Genomic DNA, 21,919 nt, shown 5'->3' with positions numbered 1-21,919 from the left:
CTGCGCAGGACCATCAATAGTAACTATTCCATTATCAGAGGTGCCAACAGAAACATCCCTGCCATTATACTTAGCATTATATCCAGGATAATACATCACTGGGAGTTTTATTTTTCCATTTTCAGGGTGACTAATATCAAAATTCAATGATGACCAAGACGGTTTTATTGATTTTATATAATCCATTTTTTTAATGGATTGAATCTCTTTTATATTATCGTGTTTAGCATCTTCGAAAGATGTATTCATATAATCGTGAAACTCGTGATGCTGGATTTCGCTTGCTCTTTTTTGAATGGCCGCCTGCATAGGCGAAAATGAAAATATAAATGAAAATATCAAAGCGAAATAGTTTATTAATGAAAGGTTAATGCTTTTTAAATATGAAACAGATAGCAGTACTATGGCTGGGACGGCCATTAACATAAGTCGCCAGGGAAACTGTATAAACCTCAGTACAGGAGTCTTTTCACTTATCATATACCATGGAAATAGCTGAGTAGATGCAATCAAAAATAGTGTCGCAATAATGAATATTGAAGTGGTCTCTAAAGAATCAAGTATGACCCTTTTTNAAAGAAAAAGTATATTTAAAACTACTCCTGATGAAATAACTAGTCCTTTTGTAGTCATTCCCGAGGTCAATAACTCCGCAAATAACATCTCATTCAAACTGACGCCAAATTTCCCTATGGTATTATAGGATACAGCCAATGCTTGGAAAGCAAAAACCTCGCCTTTAATAAAATGATAGATTAATGGGATTGTGAAGAAAAGTGAAGATAAAACTACGAAAATGATGCTTTTAGCTAAAAGTATCAGGACTCTCTTCGTTAATGATTTTTTAATGTTTATGAGGAAGTAAAGCACTGCATATATTAAGCAAACAATAAAAGACGGTATATTTGAGAGAAGAATGAAAAGAACGCCGGCAGGGAATAACGCCTTGCCTGGTCGGTCTATTAGGATAGCTCGCGCCCCAACTATAACCATTGGGGCGAATGCCATTGCCATCAACTCGCCAATATCAATGCGTATATACGCATCATTTAGAAAATAGCCAGAAAATATAAATAGTATTGATGCTATTGAAGCATAGTATCTCGACTCAAGCAGCTTAAGTGATGCGAAATACATAGAGATGAATGCGATTATAATTATTATGCCAACAGTAGCTTTGAATTGGTTTGCATCACTTATTGAATATAGTGTTATCAACTTCACTACTCCCGTTAAGTAAGCACTTAAGGGTGGGTAGAAAAGGTTCCATGAGTACCCATACCAATTGTCACTATAGTAATCGAACAAAGGCAGTACGTTGAAATGGGAGATTTGATTGTTGATATCTTTCATTCTCTGATAGTGAGCCATAGCATCATAGCTGTAAAAGGTCCCCTCCATAAAGCAAGGGTATAAAATAATAGCTATTGCTATCCCAGCCAACAAAAAAACATGACTTCTACTTTCCATTTTGAAACGCCCTCCGAAATTATGTGTTTATGCCTATCTTTTCAAGTGAACTTATTGGCTTGATAAATATCTCAGGTGTCATTTTAAATTTATTGCGTTAGTTTTACCTGAAGATATAGTAAAGTATTTGCTTTCTTTTAAAGTAATTAATTCTTTTTCATTTTGACGGCTTCCCATCTCAGCTTTGACGCCATAATGGCTAAGCATTATCATTCCCGACCAACTATACAGAGGTATTACCATCCATTTAAGGGAGGGGAACCTTTTAAACTCCATCTCTGTGGCTGCGTTTGTAGATAGTTGACCATTAATATATATCTTTTCTCCACCCCATGATTCTGGAATTGAAGAAGCTATGTCATAAAAGACTTTATCTTCAAGTGTCCTTTGCGCCTTGCTAGCGTTTCCGTAAGCCGAAGCATAAGATAAAGAGAAGACTACTGGAATAATGCAAGTAATAGCCGTTATATTTTTGAGGTTTGTCATTGTCGCAAGATAGCCAATAAGCAGCATCAGTCCAGGAATTCCCATCATTACACGAGGTGCAACGACTGTTTTATCGACTAGTATAAATGGCCCAGTTACAGAAAAAACAGCAATCAGAACACCGATAGCAATAACCAAAACCCCAGTAATTTTAGAAGATGGCGCTTCTTCGGTTTTGAAGATCTTTATAACGAGGATGACTAATCCAATAATGGCTACAATTAAAGCCAAAATCCAAGCCATAAAAAAAGACTGATTTATTAGGCTATCGGCAATGCTCCAAAATCTGTCAAGGTTATACATCAGACTTTTAGTAGGATTTTCAGCTTTAGTTATTAAATCTGAATGAACATTCTTTGAAAGATAAAAAGGGGTTACACCCTTCATGTAAATCAACATTGATATGGCTGCGGATAAAGCCCTTTCAATGGAGAGCTTTAACACTTTGATGCCATTATAAGACGAAGAAAGTAAATAGATTATTTCGATGGAACAGAGAGATAAGAAAACATTTATGGTCGCCTGATAGAGACTCAAGGCCATCACCAGACAAGCTGCGCTAGTTGCTATGCGTAGCCAAGCGCGCATAGACGTTACTAGAATAGAGTAGGGCAATGTTGCAAGAAAAACACCCAACATCATAGGAAAACAGTCAAAATGGTAAGATAAGTTTTGCAGGAAAAAAGGGCTAAGGGAGAATAGAGAAAATACGATCCCCGAGGATATACCTCTTTTTAAAGCAAATCGTGAATATAAAGTTAATGAAGAAGCGCCAAGTAATGCACCAGCAATGATCAGTGATAAAGGGAAAGCATCAATAACATAGTGACTTCCAAATCCCAGCGCCATTATTACAAAATCTGAAAGCGGACGACCTAGCGCACCCCAATACGGCTCACCATTGGCAGAACGCAGAATATCATCCTGATAAAGGATTCCGGAGAGCATTATCGGTAAAATAAACAATGCGGTAACAGTCACAATGACCCAACTACCGTTATCAAACTTATTAATTTTGAACATTCCCATTCCCTTGCTTAAGTATAAATCGTGGCCTTTGCTTTGTTTCCACGTAAATTCTTCCAATGTATTCACCCAACACCCCTATCCCAATAAGCTGCACGCCCCCAAGGAACAGAATGGAAACCAGGATAGATGGATATCCCCTTACCGGGTTACCAAAAAATACTGTGTCAAATATCATCCACGCGCCATACAGAAATGATACTGCTGCGACAAACAAGCCGATATAAGTCCACATACGCAGCGGGAAGGTTGAAAAGCTTGTAATGCCCTCCAGAGCCAGATTCCACAGCTTCCAGCCATTAAACTTTGATGTGCCGGCCACGCGCTCAGCCCGGGTGTATTCAACCACATCTACACGGCCGCCTACCCAGGACAGGATACCTTTCATAAACAAGTTGCGCTCCGGAAGGAGTTTGATGTGCTCGACCGTTTCACGCGACATGAGGCGGAAGTCACCAACATTCTCTTCAATCGTTGGCGAGCTGATTTTGTTATGCAGGCGATAGAACCACTCCGCTGTTTTCCGCTTCATATGCCCGTCTGTACTGCGATCTGCACGCTTCGCCAGTACCACATCAGCCCCTGCCTGCCAGCGTTCAATCAGCTGCGGAATGACATTGATGGGATCCTGCAGATCAACATCAATCGGGATAACCGCATCACCAGTTGCATGCTCCAGGCCAGCGAACAGTGCTGGTTCCTTACCAAAATTGCGCGTAAATGAGAGCGCTTTAACCAGAGGATCTGACACCGCCAGGGCATTGATAATTGCCTCAGTTCCGTCTTTGCTGCCGTCATTAATAAACACGATTTCTATCTCATGCGCGGTGAGTTCCCGGCGTACTTCCTGATAGAAAATAGGTATCGCGTCTTCTTCATTAAAAACGGGGACTACAAGGGATATCTTCATTTTGCTTCCCTGAAAACGATGTATTTTGAATAGATGAAGCCACAGAACAGGCTTATCGCGGAGAAAACTACCAGGGTAATCAGTGGCGACAATCCCGACTTATCCGCCGCCCAGCCGACAGCAGAGGCCAGAGAGCCCATAAAGGCGACATAAATCATGTAGCGGAGGGTTGTTGTCTCAGAGTTGAACGTCCAGCGGGCATTTGCAAAAAATGAGAACGTTACTGCCACGCAAAAGGCGCCGAAGTTAGCAAGCGACTGAGTAGCATCAGAGGTGCAGAGGATCAGATAAAAGACTGCCCAGTGGATAGCGGTGTTCAGTACGCCGATACTGAGATAGCGCGAAAATAGTTTGAGCATAACGTTTAGCTTAAGTTAAGAGTTGCACGATCTTATACATCGTGAAACAGACTGCAACCCTTTAGGAACAATCGCATAAAAAAAGCTTTGGTAACAGGGTAATCACAACAGCGCCACTAAGCGTGAACCATCAGGCCTGCCCAGTGGCTACGCCTGCTACACAGAAGCGTTGAAGCGCGTTAACTGACACGTCGCATCCAGAACGGTGAAGCAGCTACTCAGGCCGGGTAGCATGAATCACCGCAGCCTGACAACAGAAAAACGAAAGAGAGTGCGCCATTAAATTTGGCCGTTGCACTACAGAAAATAATCAGCGGGATATGATACGTATATAAGATAAACAGTGTCTTTCTTTTCGATATATAGAACAGCGTGATGTGACTTTTATGGAAAGCAGGATAGCGAACAATTAAAAAATAATGCCTGCACATCTTTAAGCCAATAGCCTGTGCTGGACATGGATTTTAAAGCTGAGACTCATCCTTTCTGATTACACAATAAAAAGCTTAACGTTACCGCTGTTTCTTCAGGAAAACACAATGCACTGTAGATTAAAACCCGCCGGTAAGCGGGTTTTCAGGCTTTGCCATTACGCGGCCATCTGACGGCACAGTTCTGCACAGTGATGACACGCTTTCGCGCATGCCTGGCAGTGATCGTGCTGATGCTGGCCGCACTCATCGCCGCATTTCTGGCAGATCTCAGCACACAGCTGGCAGAGCGCGGGTGCAAATTCGCTCTTCAGCGTCATAAATTGTGCCGCGAGACGACAGATATTCGCGCACTGCATATCCATGCGAATGCACTCGCGCATCATCTCCAGGTTTTCCTCTTCAAGGCATGAAGCGGCACAGTTATCACAGGCGGCTGCACACAGGTAGCAGGCTTCAAGGCACTGTTTGTATTGATCCAGCATATCTTCTCCTTAGTCAGGGTTACCTGTTAAGCCTGGAAAAAATATTCGATTATGCAAATTGCGAATACGTTAATAATTTTTTCAGCACTGCGCTTATTTTATGATTCTGCCCGCGCGCCAGATAGCCAGCTGCGTGAACATTCATCGATTAACGCCTGTAATTCACTCAATTTGTCTTATCCGCTCAGGCTTTACAAAAACATCAGGCGTATTTGCTTGATCGTTTACGGGATCTGCTATTACTGTATTTATATACAGTAATCATTTTGAGACCATGGATATGGAGCTTTTACACCCGGCGGACATCCGCGCCATCCTTGAATTACCGCTTTACGTCAGCCGCGTTCCGTGCGGTTTTCCTTCGCCGGCTCAGGATTACGTCGAGCAGCGAATCGACCTGAACAGGCTGCTGGTGCAGCATCCCAGCGCGACATATTTCATTAAGGTCAGCGGTGACTCAATGATTGAAGGGGGCATCAACGACGGCGATATGCTGGTGGTAGACAGCTCAATCAACGCCGGACACGGTGATGTGGTAGTTGCTTCAGTTTGTGGCGAATTTACGGTTAAGCAGCTTATGCTGCGCCCGTTCCTGCATCTCAGGCCCATGAATGCGGCGCACGCGATCATTGCGATTGAGGACGCCGATCAGTTTGAGATTTTTGGTGTGGTCAGACACGCCATCAAGACGATAGGCCCGTAAATGTTTGCGCTGGTGGACGTTAACGCGTTCTATGCGTCGTGTGAAAAGATATTCCGGCCAGATTTGAAAGACGAGCCGGTTGTGGTGCTGAGTAACAACGATGGCTGCGTGATCGCCCGGTCGGCTGAGGCCAGAAAGCTGGGTATCAAAATGGGCGCGCCCTATTTTAAAATGAAAGATGAACTGACGCGGCACAATGTGCGGGTGTTCAGCTCGAACTATGCGCTCTATGCCGATATGAGTGACCGGGTCATGACCACGCTGGAGGAGATGGCAACCGCCGTTGAAATCTACTCGATTGATGAAGCGTTCATGGATCTGACCGGTTTCGGACGTTATAAGCCGCTGGAAGCGTATGGCAGAGAGATCCAGCAGCGGATATACCGGGAAATGCATCTGCTGACCGGAGTGGGTATTGCTCAGACTAAAACGCTGGCAAAACTGGCTAACTATGCGGCCAAAAAGTGGACCAAAACCGGCGGGGTGGTGGATCTGTCGGATGCAGAGCGACAGCGCAAGCTTATGGCGCTGGTGCCGGTAGAGGAGGTATGGGGCGTGGGCGGCCGGATCAGTAAAAAGCTGAACGCCATGGGCGTGATGACGGCTAAAGATCTGGCTGACCAGAGTCCCTGGGTTATCCGCAAACACTTCAGCGTGGTGCTGGAGCGGACGGTCAGGGAGCTGCGTGGTGAATCCTGCCTGGAGCTGGAAGCGTTAGCGCCTGACAAACAGCAGATAGTGTGCTCGCGCTCTTTCGGCTCACGCATCACTGATTATCGCGATATGCGCGAGGCTATCTGCAACTTTGCGGTGCGGGCCGCAGAGAAGCTGAGAGCAGAGCGCCAGTACTGCCGGCAGATAGCGGTGTTTATCCGTACCAGTCCGCACGCCGGCGATGAGATATTTTACGGCAATCAGGCGCTCGGCAGGCTGGCGATCCCGACCAGCGACAGCCGGGATATTATCCGTGTCGCGACAGACGCACTGGATCGTATCTGGCTGGATGGCCGGAGATATATGAAAGCGGGCGTGATGCTGGGCGATTTTTTCAGTCAGGGCGTAGCGCAGCTCAACCTATTTGATGAGTTTCAGCCGCGTGCAAATAGCGCAGCCCTGATGCAGGTGATGGATAAGGTAAACCAGGAAGGCAGGGGGCAGCTGTGGTTTGCAGGGCAGGGGGTCGCGAAACCCTGGGCGATGAAGCGGGAAATGCTGTCTCCGTTTTACACGACGCGCTATGCCGATCTGCCGGTCGCGAAATAACGTCCCTGTTCATCTGTCCTGCGCTGGCTTTCAGTTGCCCATATCTTCAGGCGTACGCTGGATCACAATCTCCAGCGCGTTGCGGTAGATATCCTGCTTCACAATATCCTGTTCCGCCTCAAGCCGCATGATCAGTGCCAGAATGATATCTTTGTTGGTCACGCGGATTTTGCGCGTGGTCAGTTCAAGCCGGATTTCAGAGATGATAACGCGTTCACTCAGATACTGTTCACCGGTAGTTTTAAAGTAGTCGCTGAGCTGAGACTCCGGGGTAGCAAGCTGTTTCATATTAAGCCTCACAAAAAAGGGGAAATCGTCTGTGTTATTGTCTGGCAGTGGAAGCAATGCATGACCACCGCGTTGCAATAAACTTATACAAGATTTCTATAGTTGTACAACTAACTCGCCGCCCTTTTGTGTGGTCGTACGTGTAGATGATATGCATCAAAACAGTTGCGCTATTTTTTAGAACGATCATTTCCTTTATAAGCAGCAGGTTAGCCAGGGGCAAATCAAAACGTGCAGCCTGCACGCGAGCGCGGCTGAAAGAGAAATTTTACGAGCTGGTCACCAGGCAGGAGCGGGCAACGATTATGCGCTCATTTTATTTTGCTAAACGCAGCGCGAAATCTGCAAGTCAGGCTACTTTTAATGCTCAGACCAATAATCAACAGAGGTGCGCATGCACTCACAACAGGTCAGTATCAACGTGTACGCTTTGGCAATCCGTAAACTTGCTGCTGCTCACCAGACAGGGGAAGATCTTAGCGACGTAAAACATCAGGTCGATGCAGTTATCCAGGCGATGAAGGAGGAGATGGCCGTTGATAAAATGGTGCAAATCGAAATGTGGGGTGAGCTGCTGACGATCCTCGATAGCTGCAGCCGCAATACGGCTCATCCTTCGTGGATCACGGTGATCAACCACGCGCGTTACCGGGTAAAGAGCAGAAAAAACACCGCAGTACAGTATTACCGGCAAATCAGCGCCTGATAAAACACTGCCGATCGTTGCGATCGGCAGTTATTTTTCAGCCTGGTATCAGGGTTCATCAATGCGGGCGACTTTCAGGTGCGCGCTGTCGCCTTTGCCATAGACTTTACCGCTGACGCGGATTTTGTCCGTGGCGTCATAGGTTTTACCTTTGAAGGTTTCAGCAGGGGCATCGATACGTACGGTGCCTGAGCTGTCGCGGAACTGATAGCTGTGATCGCCCACTTTTTTGATAATATAACCTTCAAGCGTTACATATCCGCCCTGACGGAAATCGCGGATCAGCGACACGCGCGTCTGACCGGTATCTTCCGATCCTTTATAGCCTGCATCTTCTTTATGCTGCGGCGGTGGCGTTTCACCCGCTTCAAATCCCCCTTTTTCAGCGTAAGCGCCAAAGCTCAGACACAGCATCACAGCAGCCCATGTAGTTTTGTTCATGTCACTCTCCTTGAAGTCAATCGACCCGTTAAGCCTGGCACAGGTTTCGCCAGGGAGCAGGGGCGCAGTCAAATTAATAGAGCAGCAGAACAAAAGGTATACAGCAGAGGGGAAGCGTTACAGGGCTGCTTTTGCGCGGCCATAAAAAAGCCAGCACCCGGTCTGGCTTTTTTATGGCGCTGAGCAGCCGTCTGGTTATGCTCAGCGCATTCAGGTCAGCGAGAGCCGGTTACTGATAACCCGATAACCTGAACCGGCAAAGGCATCAGCATCGAGCGGCTCTTTTTTGCCTGGCCCAAACCACTGCCGGTTATGTTCTCCCGCGTAATACCACACTTCCGGTTCCGTTGTGGCTGACTCCACCCAGTAATAGCCTTCCTGCATCGTCTTATCCTCCTGCGAGGAATATAGTCCAGCTGCGCTGCGCTTAAAAGTATTGCGCGCCGTTCTGCACAGAAAAATGTGCCGTCAGCGCTCTTCAGGAGGCGTCAGTTTCTCGCTGAGAAGGACAAAGCCCGCAGATTTAAAGCGCGCCAGAGAGAGAGGTATCGGCTCCATAGGCCGGTAAAAGCCGCGCCCCGCATCCCAGAACCAGACCTCTGGCTCAGTTGTTCTGCTACCCACCCAGTAAAAACCCGTTTCCATTAGTGCTCTCCAGAAATGAATGAAGGCACGCCTTCTTAAATTTCCGCAAAATGATGTATCAGGTAAAGTCGATAATCAATCTTGTTTACCGCTTCGCTTATTTTACAACTTACCTTTTGAGGCGCCGAATATCCTCTGCCTCTGCGCAACATACGTATCTGCATTAATCGAAACCGGGCTCCTGTTCATTATGAATCTGAATTTCATTTATCAGACACGGCACAGCAGAAACCTGTTATCCGGCTTTTACGGCCACTCTGTACAGGCTGCCCGATTAACGGCAACGCAGCACCAGAACAGCGCAAGCGTTATCCGGCAGACCTGAATTTAGCGGCCGAAATCGATTTCACACTTTACACAAAGTCAGGCTAAGTTGTACAGTTTTTCAAAGTTGTACAGGTTTGCGCTGGCTGTATAGAAGCGTCTGACATCCTGCTTCTCTCAGCCTAAATGCATTGTCTTTCGTCTTATTTTTATACAAAAGAGAAAGGTCTGAGCAGAGTAAGCTCATGACGGGCAGAACAAATTCGGGATTCCTGAAAACAGATGGGGTTAAAGTAAAAATGCAGAATCTCATCCGACCACATAAAATGTCAAAATATAACTTATACAGATAGAAGGCTCCTGTATAAGTTAGAGGGTCAGGCGTGACGCTATCCCAGACGTATTGTTATCGTGCGGGCTCAGCCTGAGCAGGGCGCTGAATCAATGAATAAGCGATGCAGCTAAATAATTAACAGCGTAATAATGTATGAAGAACTGCAGCAATAAAACGTTGCAGGGTTGAAGGTAATTTATAACAGCTTATTGCCGCAGCAGATTATTCTCTGCGCTTTAAAATTAAATGTATTTTGCAGATAGCTGACAGGACGACGAGCAGAATATCAATATATCCCGTCCGGAGTGACAGCTGCTACACTTAATGATGTCGCGAACGGCGGCGGTGAATGTCAGTTCTGCAACAGAGGCGACAGGCTTATGAAAGATGGATATTACTGGGTGAAAGATGGCGAACGCTATCCGGAAGTATGGTTCTATCAGCGGCAGTTTGGCTGGTTTCGTCCCTGCAGCGCGGTGCCGATGACGCAGCGCACCTTTGAAATGATGAAATATGTCATTCTGAGCGAGCGGCTTGATGCGCCTGCAAAGCAGCTGCAGGCGCAGTAAATCGTCGTCAGAGATACGCTTCTGACTGAGGCTATCTGATTTCAGGCCACGCAATTGACGGGAATCCATTCAGCGCCGGTCGCGCAAACAGGTAGCCCTGGAACTGATTAATGCCGGCTGCCTCAAGCCACATCCACTCTTCCGCTTTTTCCACGCCCTCGGCAACCACGGCAATTTCCAGTGAGGCGCAGCATTTAATAATCGCGTGGACGATTGCCTGCTTTGGTCCGCTTTTATGGACGTCGCAGATAATTTCACGATCGATTTTTATTTTATCAGGCTGAAACTTTGCCAGCAGGGAGAGGCCGGCAAAGCCGGCACCGAAATCATCCAGCGCCAGACTGATACCGGCCGCTTTTAACTTCCGCACCTCTGCTGTAAACGCATCAGCGCGTGAAATAATTTCATTCTCCGTGACTTCAACCACGATCTGTTCAGGAATAAGGCCGCTGGCATGGATCTCTGCGAGCAGAAAATCCACGGCATCAGGCACGGTGACCAGCGACATCGGCAGCAGATTGATGGTAAGCGTATGCTGCCCCAGGCCGAGTTTACTGGCGAGATTAAAAGCCAGGCTTTTTGACTGAATATCTGCCCGGTAAATAGCATCACCGCCGAAAGCAGCAAAATACTCCTCCGGCGCACCGCCGGTGGGGGTGCGGATTAGCGCTTCATAGGCAGCAATGCGGCGTGAAAAAGGATCAACAATAGGCTGGAAAGCAAAGCGGCAATCCTGAATCGAGTGCTGAAAGTCATCCAGTTCACACTGCGTCGACTCATCCGCGACAAACTCCCACGTGTTCGCCGGCGGGATTTCAAAATAGTTCTCTTTTTCACGCGCTTCCACAAAGGTGCGTAAAAACTGCAGCGCACGATCGTCGTAGGTCAGCTGGTGACGCGAGGTGCCTTTATCCAGTACGGCCTGCAGCACGCGGCTTCTCTCATGCTGACGCAGATCAAACAGCTCCATACCGGTATTACCAAAGCGGCGCGCTGGCGCGAAATCATGCATCAGCTCGACCAGATTATGATGACGGGCATCCTGGCGAATACGATCATAGATATGTCTGACAGCGCGATCGGGTCCTTCCAGAAGCTGAAAGAAATGCCGGCCGTCAAATAACAGAATGCCGGTGATGTCCGACAGCGCATTTTTGGTGTTGGCGCGGGCCACGATATCTTCAAGAACTCTGACGGGAACGTGTTCATCGAGATGGCTGCGATAAAGAATAGTGGTCAGCATGCAATTGTCCTGCCGGAACGTTATTTAAGCTCTTACATTAACCGTCGAACAGACCAGGATGTCCAGTGCACAGAAGCTAAATCAGCATAATATTTACCGATTTATCTGGTAAGCGTAGCGGCAAGACAGGGGTCAATTCAATTTATCAATCGGTCGAAATGAATCTGCATCAACGATAAATATTTTCGATTGAATGGATTAACAAAAAGCGTATCTTAAGCCGCTTTAGCCGGAGGAATAAAATGTTACGTGATTACCTGAAACTGGAAGCAGAAGATCGTCTTGTTGAGCAGGAGAAACAGGCAGCCCGGGACGATCGGGAAGCCATTACCCGCTGGCAGATCACAGACAGCCAGGGCAGGGCAAAAGGGAGCGTTGTGCTGAGCGACAAGTTCAACACCCGCCGCTCATGGAACGTGAACTACCGTATTACCCAGATGGATGCAGCCGGCCGCATCGTTATCGATCGCCTGACCGATACGCTGTAGCGGGCCGGTGCGGGGTTTTACTGGCCGCCAGCGTAATAGTGCCGGCGCATTTCAGCCAGTACGCCAATAATCTGCACCTCATGTTTGTCCGTGCTGAGTACAGGATAATCTTCATTCACCGGGCGCAATAAAAAATTCTCTTCATTCTGCGAAGGGGAACGCACGCGCAGTGTTCTGACCAGCGCCTGCCCGGCATACAGCGCCAGCACCACCTCACCGGGCGCTGCAGAGCGCTGTGGTTCAAATATCAGCAGATCGCCGGGCAGAAAAGCTGGCTGCATGGAACGATCGTCCAGCTGAACGGCGACGGCGCTGTCGCTTACCGCACTGTCACAGTAGAGAAAGCGATCGGCTTCCCGCTGCAGCTGCAGGCGGGTTTCATCCAGCCAGCCGGTAACCTGCTGCAGCGTCAGCAGTGGCACAGCCCGCACGCTGCTGTGGCTGCTGACAACCGCAAAGGGTTCCCCCTCACCATCAAACAGCCATGCCGCCGGACACTGCAGCAGCTCTGCCAGCCGGAGCAGATGTTCGCCGCGCGGCAGCGTCTCATTTTTTTCCCATTGTGAAATAGCCACGTGCGAGACGCCGACGTCTGCCGCCAGCTGCTGCTGGGTCAGTTTCAGCATTTTACGGCGTTCGCGAATGCGCTGGCCTGGCGTTTCCTGATTCTGCATCTTGACAACTCCTGAAAGGTTTACTTAAGTATACTTAAATTAAATGGTTAAAGTAAACTTAAAATACACTGATCGTATGACTGGCAAGGGGAGGTCAGTGTATTCCGGGCGGAGCCCTTGCCAGTACTGAGAGGTAAGGCATGGAGAGTAGTCTCATCACCAGCGTTGGCGCACTGCTTCTCGGCGGTGGTGCAGCAGCGGTGTTCTGGAAACCATTACTGGCCGGCATTGCAACCATCGTAACCAGCAATCGTGCAGGCGGGGAGATTATCACCAGTTACAAAGAGCAGGTGATGTTACTGAAAGAGAGTCATGCGCTGATGCGGCAGGAGAATGATGAGTTGCGCATTCGCCACGATCGCAATTTGCGCCGCATCTCTTCGCTGGAGACCGATCTGCGCCTGATAAAAAATGCGCTGGGCATTTTGCTGGCAACGACTGAAACCGATCACAGCGATAAATTTCGCAGTCAGATCAATCAACTGATTACCACGCTTGAGGAGAACCGTGATGGTGCAGATAAACAGTGAATTCACGATCAGAAATCACCGGCGTCAGCTGCTGCTGGGGGGAATGATGCTGCTGTTATCGCTGATATGCATTGCCATGACCGCGATGTTTATCTACGTCAGCAACGAGGCCAACCAGCGCGTTGAAAATATCCGGGAAGAGTACCGGCAAATCTCTGACCGCCGCGAAGCGCGGGTGGCCGAACTGACAGAACAGCTCTCAGAGCTGCAGCTGAAACTCGACGGCATACTGGTGCGCGAAAAGGCCAGACCGGCTAAACGCAGCAGCTAGCGGCAGGGAGGCAGTGATGAGTATTACCCGTCAGATCGCAGTATGGCTACGGCAGCGGCGATCGTTAACCCGAAAGAAGGAGAGTACCATGAGCGAACAACAGAGCATTAACCCGGCAGCAGCAGTGGATCCACACGATGTTTCTCCGCTGGAGAACTTTGCTAACGAGACGGCACCGGCCAGCCCGGCGGTAACGGAAGAGGTGGCGACGAGCGCAGAGGCTTCCGCGACAACAGAGGAGAGCGTACCGGCTGACGCAACGGCACAGCCTGTGGCAGACGCTCCCCTGACAACGGCATCCGCCAGCGCTGATGCTGCGCCGGCAGAGGTGGCAGCACCTGCTCAGACAGAGAGTGCGTCACCAGCCGCGGCGGCGCTGGATGCCGGGGTGAAAGATTTTGTCCAGGCGTTTACGTTTGTTGAACATGGCGTGAGCCAGCTGGGAGAGGCAGCCAAAGCGGAACTGATGACGCTGGCGCGCAAATACCTCTGATGCGCAGCCATCTGTACTGACAGGGATGTCAGCCCCGGCCTGAAACCCACTTCCGACTATTCTTAATGCGGCTTCGCTATTATCGACTATCTTTAATCACTCAGACGTTATTTTAACGGGCAAAACAAGCAAAAAGGAAAATAGCATGAGCGATTCAGAAGCGATTAAAACCAAACCTGAGTACCTGCGCGATGTTACCTCACAGCTTAAAGAGATGCGTCACTACGCGCAGACCAATACTGAAACGCTCTCTGCACACTGGCTGGCGTTTGATGCCGGCGAGTACAAAGATAAAGTGTATGCGGGGCGATTTGAGCAGCTGATCAATGAGCAGAGCAAACTGCTGGAGAATATCGATCAGACTATTCAGGATTTAGAGATTGCGGTTAACCATATTGAGCAGGAGAGCTAACCGCACACGGCAGGGTGGCCTAGTCGGCCACCAGCCACATATCCGCCTCATCAAACATCTCTTCGACAATGCGCGCAACGGTCGCTTTATCGTTTTTGCTTAAATCGGTATCGATTCCGTTGCGCTCCATCGGTTTTACCCGCACTTCAGCCTCCGGAAATACGCGCTGTACCCGCTTTTCGAGCTCAGCCTGAATCATCTCGCGCGCGCCGGGCAGGCCAGCGACATTACGCTTGTCATAAATCAGCTCTACAAACATCAGAACCATCCATCAAATAAGGTCAGGGCATCATATTACTGTAAATAAAAACAGTAGCAAGGGGTGCGGGTGGTGCAGGCGGAAAAAAGTGTACGCATCGGCGAAGTGAGGAAAAGCGCTGGAAAAAGCCGGGGAAAAAATGAACCTCTGGAAGTGGAAAACCAGCACCACTTCCAGAGGTGGCGCAAACGCACCATTCGTTAAGGGACAATCCTTGACGGTTGTCATGCTGCGTAACTTATACAAAAACGGGTCTTTGTACAACTATATTCTTCGGTTTGTACAACTTTTTGGGCTATAACTCAGCGTTACAGCTCATTCTTTATACAAAACTCTTCCCACGTCATACCCAGCGCCTCAGCGTGCGTCTTCAGATAGGCTTCAATCGCCTCTGCGGCAACCGCTTTATCCGGCTCGGCGAGCTGAATAGAGAACAGAATACCATCCAGTTTTTTCTGCCGGATAAAGGCCGCGTAGATTCGTTCGGCGTGCCAGTCGCGCAGTTCACGCAGTGACATATTCGCCGCGCGGGCGTCGCTTTCGCTCAGCTCATCCAGCGCGACCTGAAAGGTGGGGTGGGCGGTGAAAAACAGGCTGCGCGCCAGGCTATAGTACTCTTCAGGGGTTTTCATGCTCGGTTCCGGGTCGTTAACTCGGCGCATAGTGTAACTGCAACCTGCCGCGTTGTCAGGCGCGCCGGGTTTTGCTGCAGATCGCTTGCCTTACGCCTGAGAAAAATTATACCGTAGCCGCCATTAACGCGAGGACAGGGAATCAAAATGAAAAAGTGGATCGTGCTGGCCGCCGTCGCACTCAGCGGATGTGCGCAGATTAACAGCTACAGTGATGCGGTAAAAACCCCGGCGCCGGCCGCGCTGCAGGGCAACTGGCAGACCGTCGGGTCGCAGAGCAAGCTGATCAGCGGCCAGGCGCTGGGGAGTCTGATTATCACTGCCGACGGCGATACGCTGGATTGTCGTCAGTGGCAGCGCGTCATTGCGAAACCGGGCAAGCTGACCCGTCTGAGCGACAACTGGGTCAACGTCAATCGCCAGTCGCGCGTGATGCCGCTGGTGCTGGAAAACGGTGAGCTGCAGTATGATGGTCTGCGCCTGCGCAAAGTGGAACAGCCTACCGTGGAGTGTCAGCAGGCGCTGGAGGAAGTGGCGCAGCGGCCCGATGAGGCGGTGATTCAGGATATTGAGCCAGAGCTGATGAAACCGGTTGCGGCGCACACCGCGCAGTAACGCAGTAAGAGACCCTCTCCCGGCGGGAGAGGGCAGGCATTCAGCCCTGCGGCAGCCAGACGTCGCCCTGCTGACCGTAAGCGCGCATCACCGATTTTTGTACTGATGACTGGCTGACCAGCCGCGTCAGCTCATCCATCCGCGCCTGCAGCAGGCGTTTAACTTCGCTCTCATTATCCAGAATATGACGCAGGACCGGACGCAGCTGCTCCTGCAGCTGGCCTGACGGCGGCGTGGTTTCCGTACTCTGCGCCAGACGCTCCACCGCACTGACGTAATCCATTTCGTGAGTAATTAAATCGTCCCACTCGCCGCGGCTGGCGTGGCGCAGCATGCCGTGGCTGAGGGTGAGGATCTGCTGATAGGCCAGCATCAGGTGCGGTGCAGTATTCATAACATAGCGTCCTAAGAATTAAGATTAAGCGACTTCTTTCCAGGCATCAGCGATATTGCGCAGTAGCGTTTCAACCTCTTCCAGCGCTGGCACGTCGTTGCGGATGTTTGCCTCAACCAGACGGCGGACCATATAGGAGTAGAGGCCGATAAGGTTCAGCGTCAGCTCATCGCCTGAGGCTTCGTCCAGGCCCTGTTTCAGGCCCGCTTCAATAATATTGATCGCTTTCGAGATGGCGCTGCCTTTGCCCGCAATGTTGCCCTCCTGCATAAACAGACGCGCGCGCACCACGGCGCTGATAGCGCCATCAAACAGCAGCGTCAGCAGCTGCGGCTGAGTGGCGCTCATTACGGCGCTCTCAACGCCAATTTTTGCATAGGCCTGCGTGCCATTTGCTCCGTACATGGTCACTCCTTATTTTTTCGAGCTGCTGGTCATGCTGTCAAACTGCTGCGTCAGGTAGTCGCTGGTGCTGTTGAGCTTGCTGACGGCGAGATCCAGCTGGGTAAACTGGGTTTTATAACGCGCAATCTGATCGTTGATGCGCGTGTTCATATCGTTGTACTTCTGCGTCAGCTCATTCAGCGTTTTGCTGACGCCATCTTTGGCGGTCTGGATCGGACCTTTGGTGGCGAGCCAGCTGGTAAGGTTTTCAGCGAGGCGCGTGGTGATGCCGGTTTTTTTGCCATCACCAATAATCATCTCTTTAATGCCGTCCGGATCTTTCGCCAGCTCGGTTTTGAGTTTGTTTGCGTCCAGCGTCAGCGCCCCGGAGGTGGGATCGGAGGTAATACCAATCTGCGCCAGCGTTTTATAGGCGGAGCTGCTGGCGGAGTTGGTCAGCAGCCCCTTGATCTGCGTCTGAATGCTGCGCAGGGTGCTGTCACCGACCAGCGCGCCGTTGCTGCTGTCCTGCGCGTCGGCCCCTTTTTCCACCGCGGTGTATTTGGTCAGCGAACTGAACTGATCGAGCAGCGTGTTATAGGCGTTAACAAAATTGGTTACCGCAGTGGTGGCTTTTGATGTGTCCTGCGCCACGGTGAGCGTCTGGCTGCCGCTGGTGGTCGCGGTCAGATTCAGGGTGATCCCTTCCAGCGCGTCGCTGATGCTGTTGCTGCTATTGACGATCGGAATATTGTTCACGGTGAGCTGCGCGTTTTGCGCCGCGACGCTGACGCTGAGCTTGTTGTTCGCTGCGATATCATTTTCATCAAAGCCGACCACTGCCTGCAGCGTGTCGTCGCCGCTGACGCTGACCGCCGAGACGGCGTTTGCCTCACCGGTTTTGGTCGCGGTCAGCGACAGGCGGTACTCGCCCTCGTTGCTCTTAATGATGCTGGCAGAGACGTCAGCGTTCGCTTTATTGATCGCATCGCGCATGCCGGTGAGCGAGGTCTGGTCGCTGGTGAGCGCAATATCTTTGCTGCTGCCGTCGGCAAGCTTAATGGTCAGGGTGCGGCTGGCGGCGCTGTCGCCGAGCGCGCTGCTGTTGCTGCTCTGCGCCGCGGAGGTCAGCGTCTGCGCCTGCGCCAGCTGCGTCACGTTGATACTGTATTTACCTGCCACCACGCTGCCGGAGGTCGTGGCGCTGAACGCCGTGCTGCTGCTGGTTGCGGTGGTGGCGCTGAAGACATCGGCACTGTTAAGCGCGCTATTGGCGGTCTGGAACGCGGTCAGCGCGCTCGAGAGCGTGCCGTAGGCGCTGAGTTTCGCGGTATAGGCGCTCTGCTGGGTGGTAATCGGCTTTAAGCTCGCTTTTTCTGCGCTGGTTAAGCTATCGAGAATATCGCCAAGCTGCAGGCCTGAGCCGACGCCGAGTGAAGAGATGCTGGCCATGTAGTGTCCTTTTCCTGTCGGTGCGGAGAGTGAATAGCGCAATTATCGGCGTCAACGCGGCAAAGTTTAGAATTAATAACCGGTGAGTGATAAACGGAATAGAGGGGCGTAAAGGAGGTAATTCGGGCGCTAAAAAAAAGGTAAGCGGGGCTAAAGAAGTGCAAACGGGTGGCGATAACCAGAAGCATGGCAGGTGAAGCGAAAAAATTCACCCGGTCCTAAAAAAAATCTAAAGGTTGTTCAGGGGCAGACGATAACAACTTTGACGGCGATGAAGCCGACGGGTTGAAGCCCACACCTTAACCGAAAGACTTGATTAAACAGGAAACTTTATCATGGCCCAGGTCATTAACACTAACAGCCTCTCGCTGATCACTCAGAACAACATCAACAAAAACCAGTCTGCTCTCTCTACCTCTATGGAGCGTCTGTCATCTGGTCTGCGTATCAACAGCGCGAAAGATGACGCAGCAGGCCAGGCTATCGCTAACCGTTTCACGTCTAACATCAAAGGCCTGACTCAGGCAGCCCGTAACGCCAATGACGGTATCTCAGCTGCGCAGACCACTGAAGGCGCGCTGTCTGAAATCAACAACAACCTGCAGCGTGTACGTGAACTGACCGTACAGGCACAGAACGGCACCAACTCAAACTCAGACCTCTCTTCAATCCAGGACGAAATCAAATCCCGTTTGGGCGAAATTGACCGCGTATCGGGTCAGACCCAGTTCAACGGCGTAAACGTGCTGGCGAAAGATGGCAGCATGAAGATTCAGGTTGGCGCGAACGATGGCGAAACTATCTCTATCGACCTGAAAAAAATCGACTCATCTACTCTGGGCCTGAGCGGTTTCTCTGTATCAAACAACAAGCTGGAAACAAGCGCACCAATCACTCAGATCCCAAGCGGCGCTGGTGCACCAATCGCAGTGAAGATGGATGCTTCAGTAGCAACCGACCTGGGCGTTACTGATGCCAGCGCACTTACCCTGCGCAACGTCACTAAAGATGGCGCAGCGACTTCAACTTACGTGGTACAGAATGGTGATAAGAGCTATGCGGCTTCTGTTGCTCAGGACGGTACCGTTAAGCTGAACAAAGCAGACGTCACTTATAACGACAAAGCGAACGGCGTTGCCGACGCTACTCAGACTGGTAGCCTGGTACAGGTTGGCGCTGATAAAGATGGTAACGCGGTTGGTTTCGTTACCGTACAGGGCAAAAACTTTGCCGCAACCGGTTCACTGGTAAACGCTAACGGTGCAACCAGTGCAGCGGCGGCCACCAAAGTCACTATTGATGGTGATACTGGTAACCAGGCTAAAATCGAGCTGAGCCAGAACGGCGCTACTGCGGCAACGGCTGAATTCGCTGGTGCAGCAAGCAACGATCCACTTGCGCTGCTGGACAAAGCTATCTCATCTGTAGATAAATTCCGTTCAAGCCTGGGTGCGGTGCAGAACCGTCTGAACTCTGCTATCACCAACCTGAACAACACCACTACTAACCTGACCTCAGCGCAGTCTCGTATCCAGGATGCGGACTACGCAACTGAAGTGTCAAACATGTCTAAAGCGCAGATCGTTCAGCAGGCGGGTAACTCCGTGCTGGGCAAAGCGAACCAGGTTCCACAGCAGGTTCTCTCTCTGCTGCAGGGCTAATCGCTCTCCGCGTAAGCAGCAAAACCCCGCTCCGGCGGGGTTTTTTTTGCCTGTAAAACCGGTATCACCTGCTACAGCCTGCCGCCGCGCGGCCGATAATCTGTTACAGAACCATTCCGTTATCGATCACGTTTTCCACTCAGGGAGGGGCGATGCGCTTCAACTACGATCTGCTACCGGGTGAGCTGCTCTCATTTGAGGAGATCGCGCTGCGTTATGCGCAGCAGCATCCCGGCGAAAAAACGCTTACCGCACGCGGTCTGCTGAGCCCCCCGGTGAGCTATCGGCAGCTGACGATCCGCGCGCTGTTTGCGCAGCAGGCGCTGAACAGTCCGCTCGACGAACTGCTTTTCATCAGCGACGACAACGAGCACAAAAACTACCTGCGCCGCTTTGAGCACTACCTGAAAACGCAGCAGGCGTTTCTCTATTTTCGCCGCAGCGACGACGCCAGCCAGGCGGGACGCTGGAAAGTGATGGGCGAGAGCCGGGTCTATGCGATGCTCGATCCGCACTCGGCGGCGGCGCAGAACCTGCTCACCAGCCGGGGCTACCGGCTGGTGCTGATGCGTCAGCAGGGGGAGGAGGCGTACTGGCAGCTGTTTGACGCGCAGGCGCACCCCTGTTTTCCGCTGTCGCGCGCGGTGCAGTTTATCGTGGTGCTGAGCACGCCACAGCAGCCGGCGCCCGCCGCCGTGATGCCCGGCACCGAAGTCGGGCGGCGGGTGAAAACCCGCGTGCTGCAGCACGCCAGCCAGGCGGCGTTTCTGGCGGCGGTAAAAGCGCGCTACGGCGCCTGCGTCATCACCGGCACGCCGCTTACAGAACCACACGGCTGGCCGTGGGTGGAGGCGTGCCATATCAATACCGACGAGAGCGAGGCGGGGCTGCTGGCGGATAACAGCGTCGATAACGGCCTGTTTTTACGCAGCGATCTGCAGCGCCTGTTCCGCAATAAACTGATTAGCATTGATGGTGAAACCGGGCAGGTGATGCTCAGCGCGGCGCTGGAGAGTGAAGCGGAAGACGGCTTCGCTTATCAGCCGCTGGCGGGCAAAATCTGCGCGCTGTGGCCCGCGGTGCCGCCTGCCACAAGGCAGCGGTTGCAGCAGCGCAACAGATAGCGTCCGCAACGGCGGTGCACGCCACCGCCATCCATCACTAATTTGAAATAACCTCGCTTTTGCCCGCCTATTCTGCCAATCGAAACCGCTACAGAATTGGATAATCATGCCGATAACTTAATTAACGCAGGGTAGTCAACGTGAACGATCTCTATACCGCCGGCGGCGTGATGGATAAACATTCGCTCTGGCAGCGCTACGTTCCCCTCGTGCGGCATGAAGCGCTGCGTCTGCAGGTGCGCCTGCCGGCCAGCGTGGAGCTTGACGATCTGCTGCAGGCTGGGGGCATCGGACTGCTGAATGCCGTGGAGCGCTACGACGCGCTGCAGGGCACCGCCTTTACCACCTACGCCGTGCAGCGTATTCGCGGCGCCATGCTGGACGAACTGCGCAGCCGCGACTGGGCACCGCGCAGCGTGCGGCGCAACGCGCGCGAGGTAGCCGGTGCCATGCACCAGGTGGAGCAGGCGCTCGGCCGCTCAGCCTCGGAGCAGGAGGTGGCGCAGCAGCTGAACGTGTCGCTGGAGGAGTACCGGCAGATCCTGCTGGATACCAACAATAGCCAGCTCTTCTCCTATGACGAGTATCGGGAAGAGCACGGTGACAGCGCAGAGCTGGTGACAGAGGGCCATGAAGAGGCGAATCCGCTGCATCAGCTGATGGAAGGGAATCTGCGTGAACGCGTGATTGACGCAATCGAGGCGCTGCCCGAACGCGAAAAGCTCGTGCTCACACTGTACTACCAGGAAGAACTGAACCTGAAAGAGATTGGCGCGGTGCTGGAGGTGGGAGAATCCCGCGTCAGTCAGCTGCACAGTCAGGCGATTAAACGCCTGCGTGCCCGGTTAGCGGGAGCGCGCTGACAGACTCAGTCCTGGGGAAACAAAAATAAAAAACCGGGGACTCA

General features: G+C 51.3%; 28 protein-coding genes. 13 read left to right on the top strand and 15 right to left on the bottom strand.

Translation table 11 applies throughout. From position 1 onward, the window contains the following. Positions 1 to 1,548: 1,548 nt before the first annotated feature. The 4 genes from F3I15_RS02095 to F3I15_RS02080 form a co-directional block, all read right to left on the bottom strand. Positions 1,549 to 2,979, bottom strand: a complete 1,431-nt coding sequence (locus F3I15_RS02095; RefSeq protein ID WP_190314878.1) for a glucosyltransferase domain-containing protein — start codon at positions 2,977 to 2,979, stop codon at positions 1,549 to 1,551. Further along, positions 2,966 to 3,892: a glycosyltransferase family 2 protein gene (locus F3I15_RS02090; RefSeq protein ID WP_150016369.1), complete on the bottom strand. Its 927-nt coding sequence runs from the start codon at positions 3,890 to 3,892 to the stop codon at positions 2,966 to 2,968. The genes F3I15_RS02095 and F3I15_RS02090 overlap by 14 nt, the downstream gene beginning before the upstream one ends. Beyond that, positions 3,889 to 4,251 (bottom strand): GtrA family protein, encoded by a 363-nt coding sequence (locus F3I15_RS02085; protein WP_150016368.1) that lies wholly within the window; start codon positions 4,249 to 4,251, stop codon positions 3,889 to 3,891. Before F3I15_RS02085 ends, F3I15_RS02090 begins: the two co-directional genes overlap by 4 nt. 589 nt (positions 4,252 to 4,840) lie before the next feature. Beyond that, positions 4,841 to 5,167 (bottom strand): four-helix bundle copper-binding protein, encoded by a 327-nt coding sequence (locus tag F3I15_RS02080; RefSeq protein WP_150016367.1) that lies wholly within the window; start codon positions 5,165 to 5,167, stop codon positions 4,841 to 4,843. 280 nt (positions 5,168 to 5,447) lie between these two features. On the opposite strand from F3I15_RS02080, the gene umuD reads away from it, so the two are divergent. Together umuD and umuC are read left to right on the top strand one after the other, a co-directional pair. Then, positions 5,448 to 5,870: a translesion error-prone DNA polymerase V autoproteolytic subunit gene (gene umuD / locus F3I15_RS02075; RefSeq protein ID WP_150016366.1), complete on the top strand. Its 423-nt coding sequence runs from the start codon at positions 5,448 to 5,450 to the stop codon at positions 5,868 to 5,870. Further along, complete coding sequence (gene umuC, locus F3I15_RS02070) at positions 5,871 to 7,133, top strand: translesion error-prone DNA polymerase V subunit UmuC (RefSeq protein WP_150016365.1); 1,263 nt, start codon at positions 5,871 to 5,873, stop codon at positions 7,131 to 7,133. It begins immediately after the preceding gene. 30 nt (positions 7,134 to 7,163) lie between these two features. Here the strand turns inward: umuC and F3I15_RS02065 are convergent, their stop codons facing one another. Beyond that, positions 7,164 to 7,421 carry a biofilm development regulator YmgB/AriR family protein gene (locus tag F3I15_RS02065; protein WP_065649031.1) on the bottom strand — a complete coding sequence of 86 codons (258 nt, stop codon included), beginning with the start codon at positions 7,419 to 7,421 and terminating at the stop codon, positions 7,164 to 7,166. A gap of 394 nt (positions 7,422 to 7,815) precedes the next feature. Here F3I15_RS02065 and F3I15_RS02060 point away from each other — a divergent pair, with 394 nt between their 5' ends. After that, complete coding sequence (locus F3I15_RS02060; RefSeq protein ID WP_039385086.1) at positions 7,816 to 8,127, top strand: hypothetical protein; 312 nt, start codon at positions 7,816 to 7,818, stop codon at positions 8,125 to 8,127. A 48-nt stretch (positions 8,128 to 8,175) separates the two neighbouring features. Here F3I15_RS02060 and F3I15_RS02055 read toward each other — a convergent pair whose 3' ends face one another. The 3 genes from F3I15_RS02055 to F3I15_RS18135 all read right to left on the bottom strand — a co-directional run bounded on the left by F3I15_RS02055 (position 8,176) and on the right by F3I15_RS18135 (position 9,213). Continuing rightward, complete coding sequence (locus F3I15_RS02055; RefSeq protein ID WP_094111339.1) at positions 8,176 to 8,568, bottom strand: YgiW/YdeI family stress tolerance OB fold protein; 393 nt, start codon at positions 8,566 to 8,568, stop codon at positions 8,176 to 8,178. A gap of 210 nt (positions 8,569 to 8,778) precedes the next feature. Continuing rightward, positions 8,779 to 8,952, bottom strand: coding sequence for a hypothetical protein (locus tag F3I15_RS18140; RefSeq protein ID WP_190314876.1), 174 nt, complete (start codon positions 8,950 to 8,952; stop codon positions 8,779 to 8,781). Positions 8,953 to 9,036: 84 nt separating this feature from the next. Beyond that, positions 9,037 to 9,213 carry a hypothetical protein gene (locus tag F3I15_RS18135; protein WP_158086436.1) on the bottom strand — a complete coding sequence of 59 codons (177 nt, stop codon included), beginning with the start codon at positions 9,211 to 9,213 and terminating at the stop codon, positions 9,037 to 9,039. Between the two features lie 978 nt (positions 9,214 to 10,191). Here F3I15_RS18135 and F3I15_RS02050 point away from each other — a divergent pair. Then, positions 10,192 to 10,380 (top strand): hypothetical protein, encoded by a 189-nt coding sequence (locus F3I15_RS02050; protein WP_065649034.1) that lies wholly within the window; start codon positions 10,192 to 10,194, stop codon positions 10,378 to 10,380. A 31-nt stretch (positions 10,381 to 10,411) separates the two neighbouring features. On the opposite strand, the gene F3I15_RS02045 is transcribed toward F3I15_RS02050, so the two are convergent. Next, positions 10,412 to 11,623: a diguanylate phosphodiesterase gene (locus F3I15_RS02045; protein ID WP_150016364.1), complete on the bottom strand. Its 1,212-nt coding sequence runs from the start codon at positions 11,621 to 11,623 to the stop codon at positions 10,412 to 10,414. Positions 11,624 to 11,865: 242 nt separating this feature from the next. Between F3I15_RS02045 and F3I15_RS02040 the strand changes: the two genes are divergently transcribed. After that, on the top strand, positions 11,866 to 12,111 hold the full coding sequence (locus F3I15_RS02040; RefSeq protein ID WP_150016363.1) for a hypothetical protein: 246 nt from the start codon (positions 11,866 to 11,868) through the stop codon (positions 12,109 to 12,111). 17 nt (positions 12,112 to 12,128) lie between these two features. Here F3I15_RS02040 and F3I15_RS02035 read toward each other — a convergent pair whose 3' ends face one another. Then, positions 12,129 to 12,785, bottom strand: a complete 657-nt coding sequence (locus tag F3I15_RS02035; RefSeq protein WP_150016362.1) for a helix-turn-helix domain-containing protein — start codon at positions 12,783 to 12,785, stop codon at positions 12,129 to 12,131. Between the two features lie 140 nt (positions 12,786 to 12,925). Between F3I15_RS02035 and F3I15_RS02030 the strand changes: the two genes are divergently transcribed. The 4 genes from F3I15_RS02030 to F3I15_RS02015 all read left to right on the top strand — a co-directional run bounded on the left by F3I15_RS02030 (position 12,926) and on the right by F3I15_RS02015 (position 14,491). After that, the gene (locus F3I15_RS02030; RefSeq protein ID WP_039385067.1) at positions 12,926 to 13,315 is read left to right on the top strand and encodes a hypothetical protein; all 390 of its coding nucleotides are present in this window, start codon (positions 12,926 to 12,928) and stop codon (positions 13,313 to 13,315) included. Next, positions 13,296 to 13,586, top strand: coding sequence for a hypothetical protein (locus F3I15_RS02025; RefSeq protein ID WP_150016361.1), 291 nt, complete (start codon positions 13,296 to 13,298; stop codon positions 13,584 to 13,586). Before F3I15_RS02030 ends, F3I15_RS02025 begins: the two co-directional genes overlap by 20 nt. Positions 13,587 to 13,674: 88 nt before the next feature. Continuing rightward, positions 13,675 to 14,079, top strand: a complete 405-nt coding sequence (locus tag F3I15_RS02020) for a hypothetical protein (protein ID WP_150016360.1) — start codon at positions 13,675 to 13,677, stop codon at positions 14,077 to 14,079. A 145-nt stretch (positions 14,080 to 14,224) separates the two neighbouring features. Beyond that, entirely contained in the window at positions 14,225 to 14,491 is a 267-nt protein-coding gene (locus F3I15_RS02015) for a hypothetical protein (protein WP_150016359.1), read from the top strand. 19 nt (positions 14,492 to 14,510) lie between these two features. Here F3I15_RS02015 and F3I15_RS02010 read toward each other — a convergent pair whose 3' ends face one another. After that, the gene (locus F3I15_RS02010; protein ID WP_039385064.1) at positions 14,511 to 14,750 is read right to left on the bottom strand and encodes a DinI-like family protein; all 240 of its coding nucleotides are present in this window, start codon (positions 14,748 to 14,750) and stop codon (positions 14,511 to 14,513) included. Positions 14,751 to 15,058: 308 nt separating this feature from the next. Continuing rightward, positions 15,059 to 15,382 (bottom strand): DUF6388 family protein, encoded by a 324-nt coding sequence (locus tag F3I15_RS02005; protein WP_150016358.1) that lies wholly within the window; start codon positions 15,380 to 15,382, stop codon positions 15,059 to 15,061. Between the two features lie 147 nt (positions 15,383 to 15,529). On the opposite strand from F3I15_RS02005, the gene yedD reads away from it, so the two are divergent. Then, the gene (gene yedD / locus F3I15_RS02000) at positions 15,530 to 15,997 is read left to right on the top strand and encodes a lipoprotein YedD (RefSeq protein ID WP_150016357.1); all 468 of its coding nucleotides are present in this window, start codon (positions 15,530 to 15,532) and stop codon (positions 15,995 to 15,997) included. Positions 15,998 to 16,037: 40 nt separating this feature from the next. Here the strand turns inward: yedD and fliT are convergent, their stop codons facing one another. The 3 genes from fliT to fliD are packed head-to-tail and all read right to left on the bottom strand — an operon-like array spanning position 16,038 to position 18,227. Beyond that, positions 16,038 to 16,391 (bottom strand): flagella biosynthesis regulatory protein FliT, encoded by a 354-nt coding sequence (gene fliT / locus F3I15_RS01995; protein WP_150016356.1) that lies wholly within the window; start codon positions 16,389 to 16,391, stop codon positions 16,038 to 16,040. Between the two features lie 24 nt (positions 16,392 to 16,415). After that, positions 16,416 to 16,796, bottom strand: a complete 381-nt coding sequence (fliS, locus tag F3I15_RS01990; protein WP_104085127.1) for a flagellar export chaperone FliS — start codon at positions 16,794 to 16,796, stop codon at positions 16,416 to 16,418. Positions 16,797 to 16,805: 9 nt separating this feature from the next. Then, positions 16,806 to 18,227 (bottom strand): flagellar filament capping protein FliD, encoded by a 1,422-nt coding sequence (gene fliD / locus F3I15_RS01985; RefSeq protein WP_150016355.1) that lies wholly within the window; start codon positions 18,225 to 18,227, stop codon positions 16,806 to 16,808. 335 nt (positions 18,228 to 18,562) lie between these two features. Here fliD and F3I15_RS01980 point away from each other — a divergent pair, with 335 nt between their 5' ends. From F3I15_RS01980 to F3I15_RS01970, 3 genes are all read left to right on the top strand, one after another. Beyond that, positions 18,563 to 19,888, top strand: coding sequence for a FliC/FljB family flagellin (locus tag F3I15_RS01980; RefSeq protein WP_150016354.1), 1,326 nt, complete (start codon positions 18,563 to 18,565; stop codon positions 19,886 to 19,888). A 152-nt stretch (positions 19,889 to 20,040) separates the two neighbouring features. Further along, on the top strand, positions 20,041 to 21,012 hold the full coding sequence (locus F3I15_RS01975) for an HNH endonuclease signature motif containing protein (RefSeq protein ID WP_150016353.1): 972 nt from the start codon (positions 20,041 to 20,043) through the stop codon (positions 21,010 to 21,012). Between the two features lie 140 nt (positions 21,013 to 21,152). Continuing rightward, positions 21,153 to 21,875 carry an RNA polymerase sigma factor FliA gene (locus F3I15_RS01970; protein ID WP_039385048.1) on the top strand — a complete coding sequence of 241 codons (723 nt, stop codon included), beginning with the start codon at positions 21,153 to 21,155 and terminating at the stop codon, positions 21,873 to 21,875. Positions 21,876 to 21,919: the final 44 nt, after the last annotated feature.

Source organism: Pantoea sp. M_9 (assembly GCF_008631385.1).
Taxonomy (GTDB): Bacteria; Pseudomonadota; Gammaproteobacteria; order Enterobacterales; family Enterobacteriaceae; genus Pantoea; species Pantoea eucrina.
The sequence above is the reverse complement of the archived record's forward strand: the minus strand, read 5'-3'. Positions and strand labels throughout refer to the sequence as shown.

Excerpts from the sequence above, each read along its gene's own strand:
- F3I15_RS02095 (WP_190314878.1), bottom strand. The coding sequence starts at position 2,979 with ATGTTCAAAATTAATAAGTTTGATAACGGTAGTTGGGTCATTGTGACT.
- F3I15_RS02090 (WP_150016369.1), bottom strand. The coding sequence starts at position 3,892 with ATGAAGATATCCCTTGTAGTCCCCGTTTTTAATGAAGAAGACGCGATA.
- F3I15_RS02085 (WP_150016368.1), bottom strand. The coding sequence starts at position 4,251 with ATGCTCAAACTATTTTCGCGCTATCTCAGTATCGGCGTACTGAACACC.
- F3I15_RS02080 (WP_150016367.1), bottom strand. The coding sequence starts at position 5,167 with ATGCTGGATCAATACAAACAGTGCCTTGAAGCCTGCTACCTGTGTGCA.
- umuD (WP_150016366.1), top strand. The coding sequence starts at position 5,448 with ATGGAGCTTTTACACCCGGCGGACATCCGCGCCATCCTTGAATTACCG.
- umuC (WP_150016365.1), top strand. The coding sequence starts at position 5,871 with ATGTTTGCGCTGGTGGACGTTAACGCGTTCTATGCGTCGTGTGAAAAG.
- F3I15_RS02065 (WP_065649031.1), bottom strand. The coding sequence starts at position 7,421 with ATGAAACAGCTTGCTACCCCGGAGTCTCAGCTCAGCGACTACTTTAAA.
- F3I15_RS02060 (WP_039385086.1), top strand. The coding sequence starts at position 7,816 with ATGCACTCACAACAGGTCAGTATCAACGTGTACGCTTTGGCAATCCGT.
- F3I15_RS02055 (WP_094111339.1), bottom strand. The coding sequence starts at position 8,568 with ATGAACAAAACTACATGGGCTGCTGTGATGCTGTGTCTGAGCTTTGGC.
- F3I15_RS18140 (WP_190314876.1), bottom strand. The coding sequence starts at position 8,952 with ATGCAGGAAGGCTATTACTGGGTGGAGTCAGCCACAACGGAACCGGAA.
- F3I15_RS18135 (WP_158086436.1), bottom strand. The coding sequence starts at position 9,213 with ATGGAAACGGGTTTTTACTGGGTGGGTAGCAGAACAACTGAGCCAGAG.
- F3I15_RS02050 (WP_065649034.1), top strand. The coding sequence starts at position 10,192 with ATGAAAGATGGATATTACTGGGTGAAAGATGGCGAACGCTATCCGGAA.
- F3I15_RS02045 (WP_150016364.1), bottom strand. The coding sequence starts at position 11,623 with ATGCTGACCACTATTCTTTATCGCAGCCATCTCGATGAACACGTTCCC.
- F3I15_RS02040 (WP_150016363.1), top strand. The coding sequence starts at position 11,866 with ATGTTACGTGATTACCTGAAACTGGAAGCAGAAGATCGTCTTGTTGAG.
- F3I15_RS02035 (WP_150016362.1), bottom strand. The coding sequence starts at position 12,785 with ATGCAGAATCAGGAAACGCCAGGCCAGCGCATTCGCGAACGCCGTAAA.
- F3I15_RS02030 (WP_039385067.1), top strand. The coding sequence starts at position 12,926 with ATGGAGAGTAGTCTCATCACCAGCGTTGGCGCACTGCTTCTCGGCGGT.
- F3I15_RS02025 (WP_150016361.1), top strand. The coding sequence starts at position 13,296 with ATGGTGCAGATAAACAGTGAATTCACGATCAGAAATCACCGGCGTCAG.
- F3I15_RS02020 (WP_150016360.1), top strand. The coding sequence starts at position 13,675 with ATGAGCGAACAACAGAGCATTAACCCGGCAGCAGCAGTGGATCCACAC.
- F3I15_RS02015 (WP_150016359.1), top strand. The coding sequence starts at position 14,225 with ATGAGCGATTCAGAAGCGATTAAAACCAAACCTGAGTACCTGCGCGAT.
- F3I15_RS02010 (WP_039385064.1), bottom strand. The coding sequence starts at position 14,750 with ATGTTTGTAGAGCTGATTTATGACAAGCGTAATGTCGCTGGCCTGCCC.
- F3I15_RS02005 (WP_150016358.1), bottom strand. The coding sequence starts at position 15,382 with ATGAAAACCCCTGAAGAGTACTATAGCCTGGCGCGCAGCCTGTTTTTC.
- yedD (WP_150016357.1), top strand. The coding sequence starts at position 15,530 with ATGAAAAAGTGGATCGTGCTGGCCGCCGTCGCACTCAGCGGATGTGCG.
- fliT (WP_150016356.1), bottom strand. The coding sequence starts at position 16,391 with ATGAATACTGCACCGCACCTGATGCTGGCCTATCAGCAGATCCTCACC.
- fliS (WP_104085127.1), bottom strand. The coding sequence starts at position 16,796 with ATGTACGGAGCAAATGGCACGCAGGCCTATGCAAAAATTGGCGTTGAG.
- fliD (WP_150016355.1), bottom strand. The coding sequence starts at position 18,227 with ATGGCCAGCATCTCTTCACTCGGCGTCGGCTCAGGCCTGCAGCTTGGC.
- F3I15_RS01980 (WP_150016354.1), top strand. The coding sequence starts at position 18,563 with ATGGCCCAGGTCATTAACACTAACAGCCTCTCGCTGATCACTCAGAAC.
- F3I15_RS01975 (WP_150016353.1), top strand. The coding sequence starts at position 20,041 with ATGCGCTTCAACTACGATCTGCTACCGGGTGAGCTGCTCTCATTTGAG.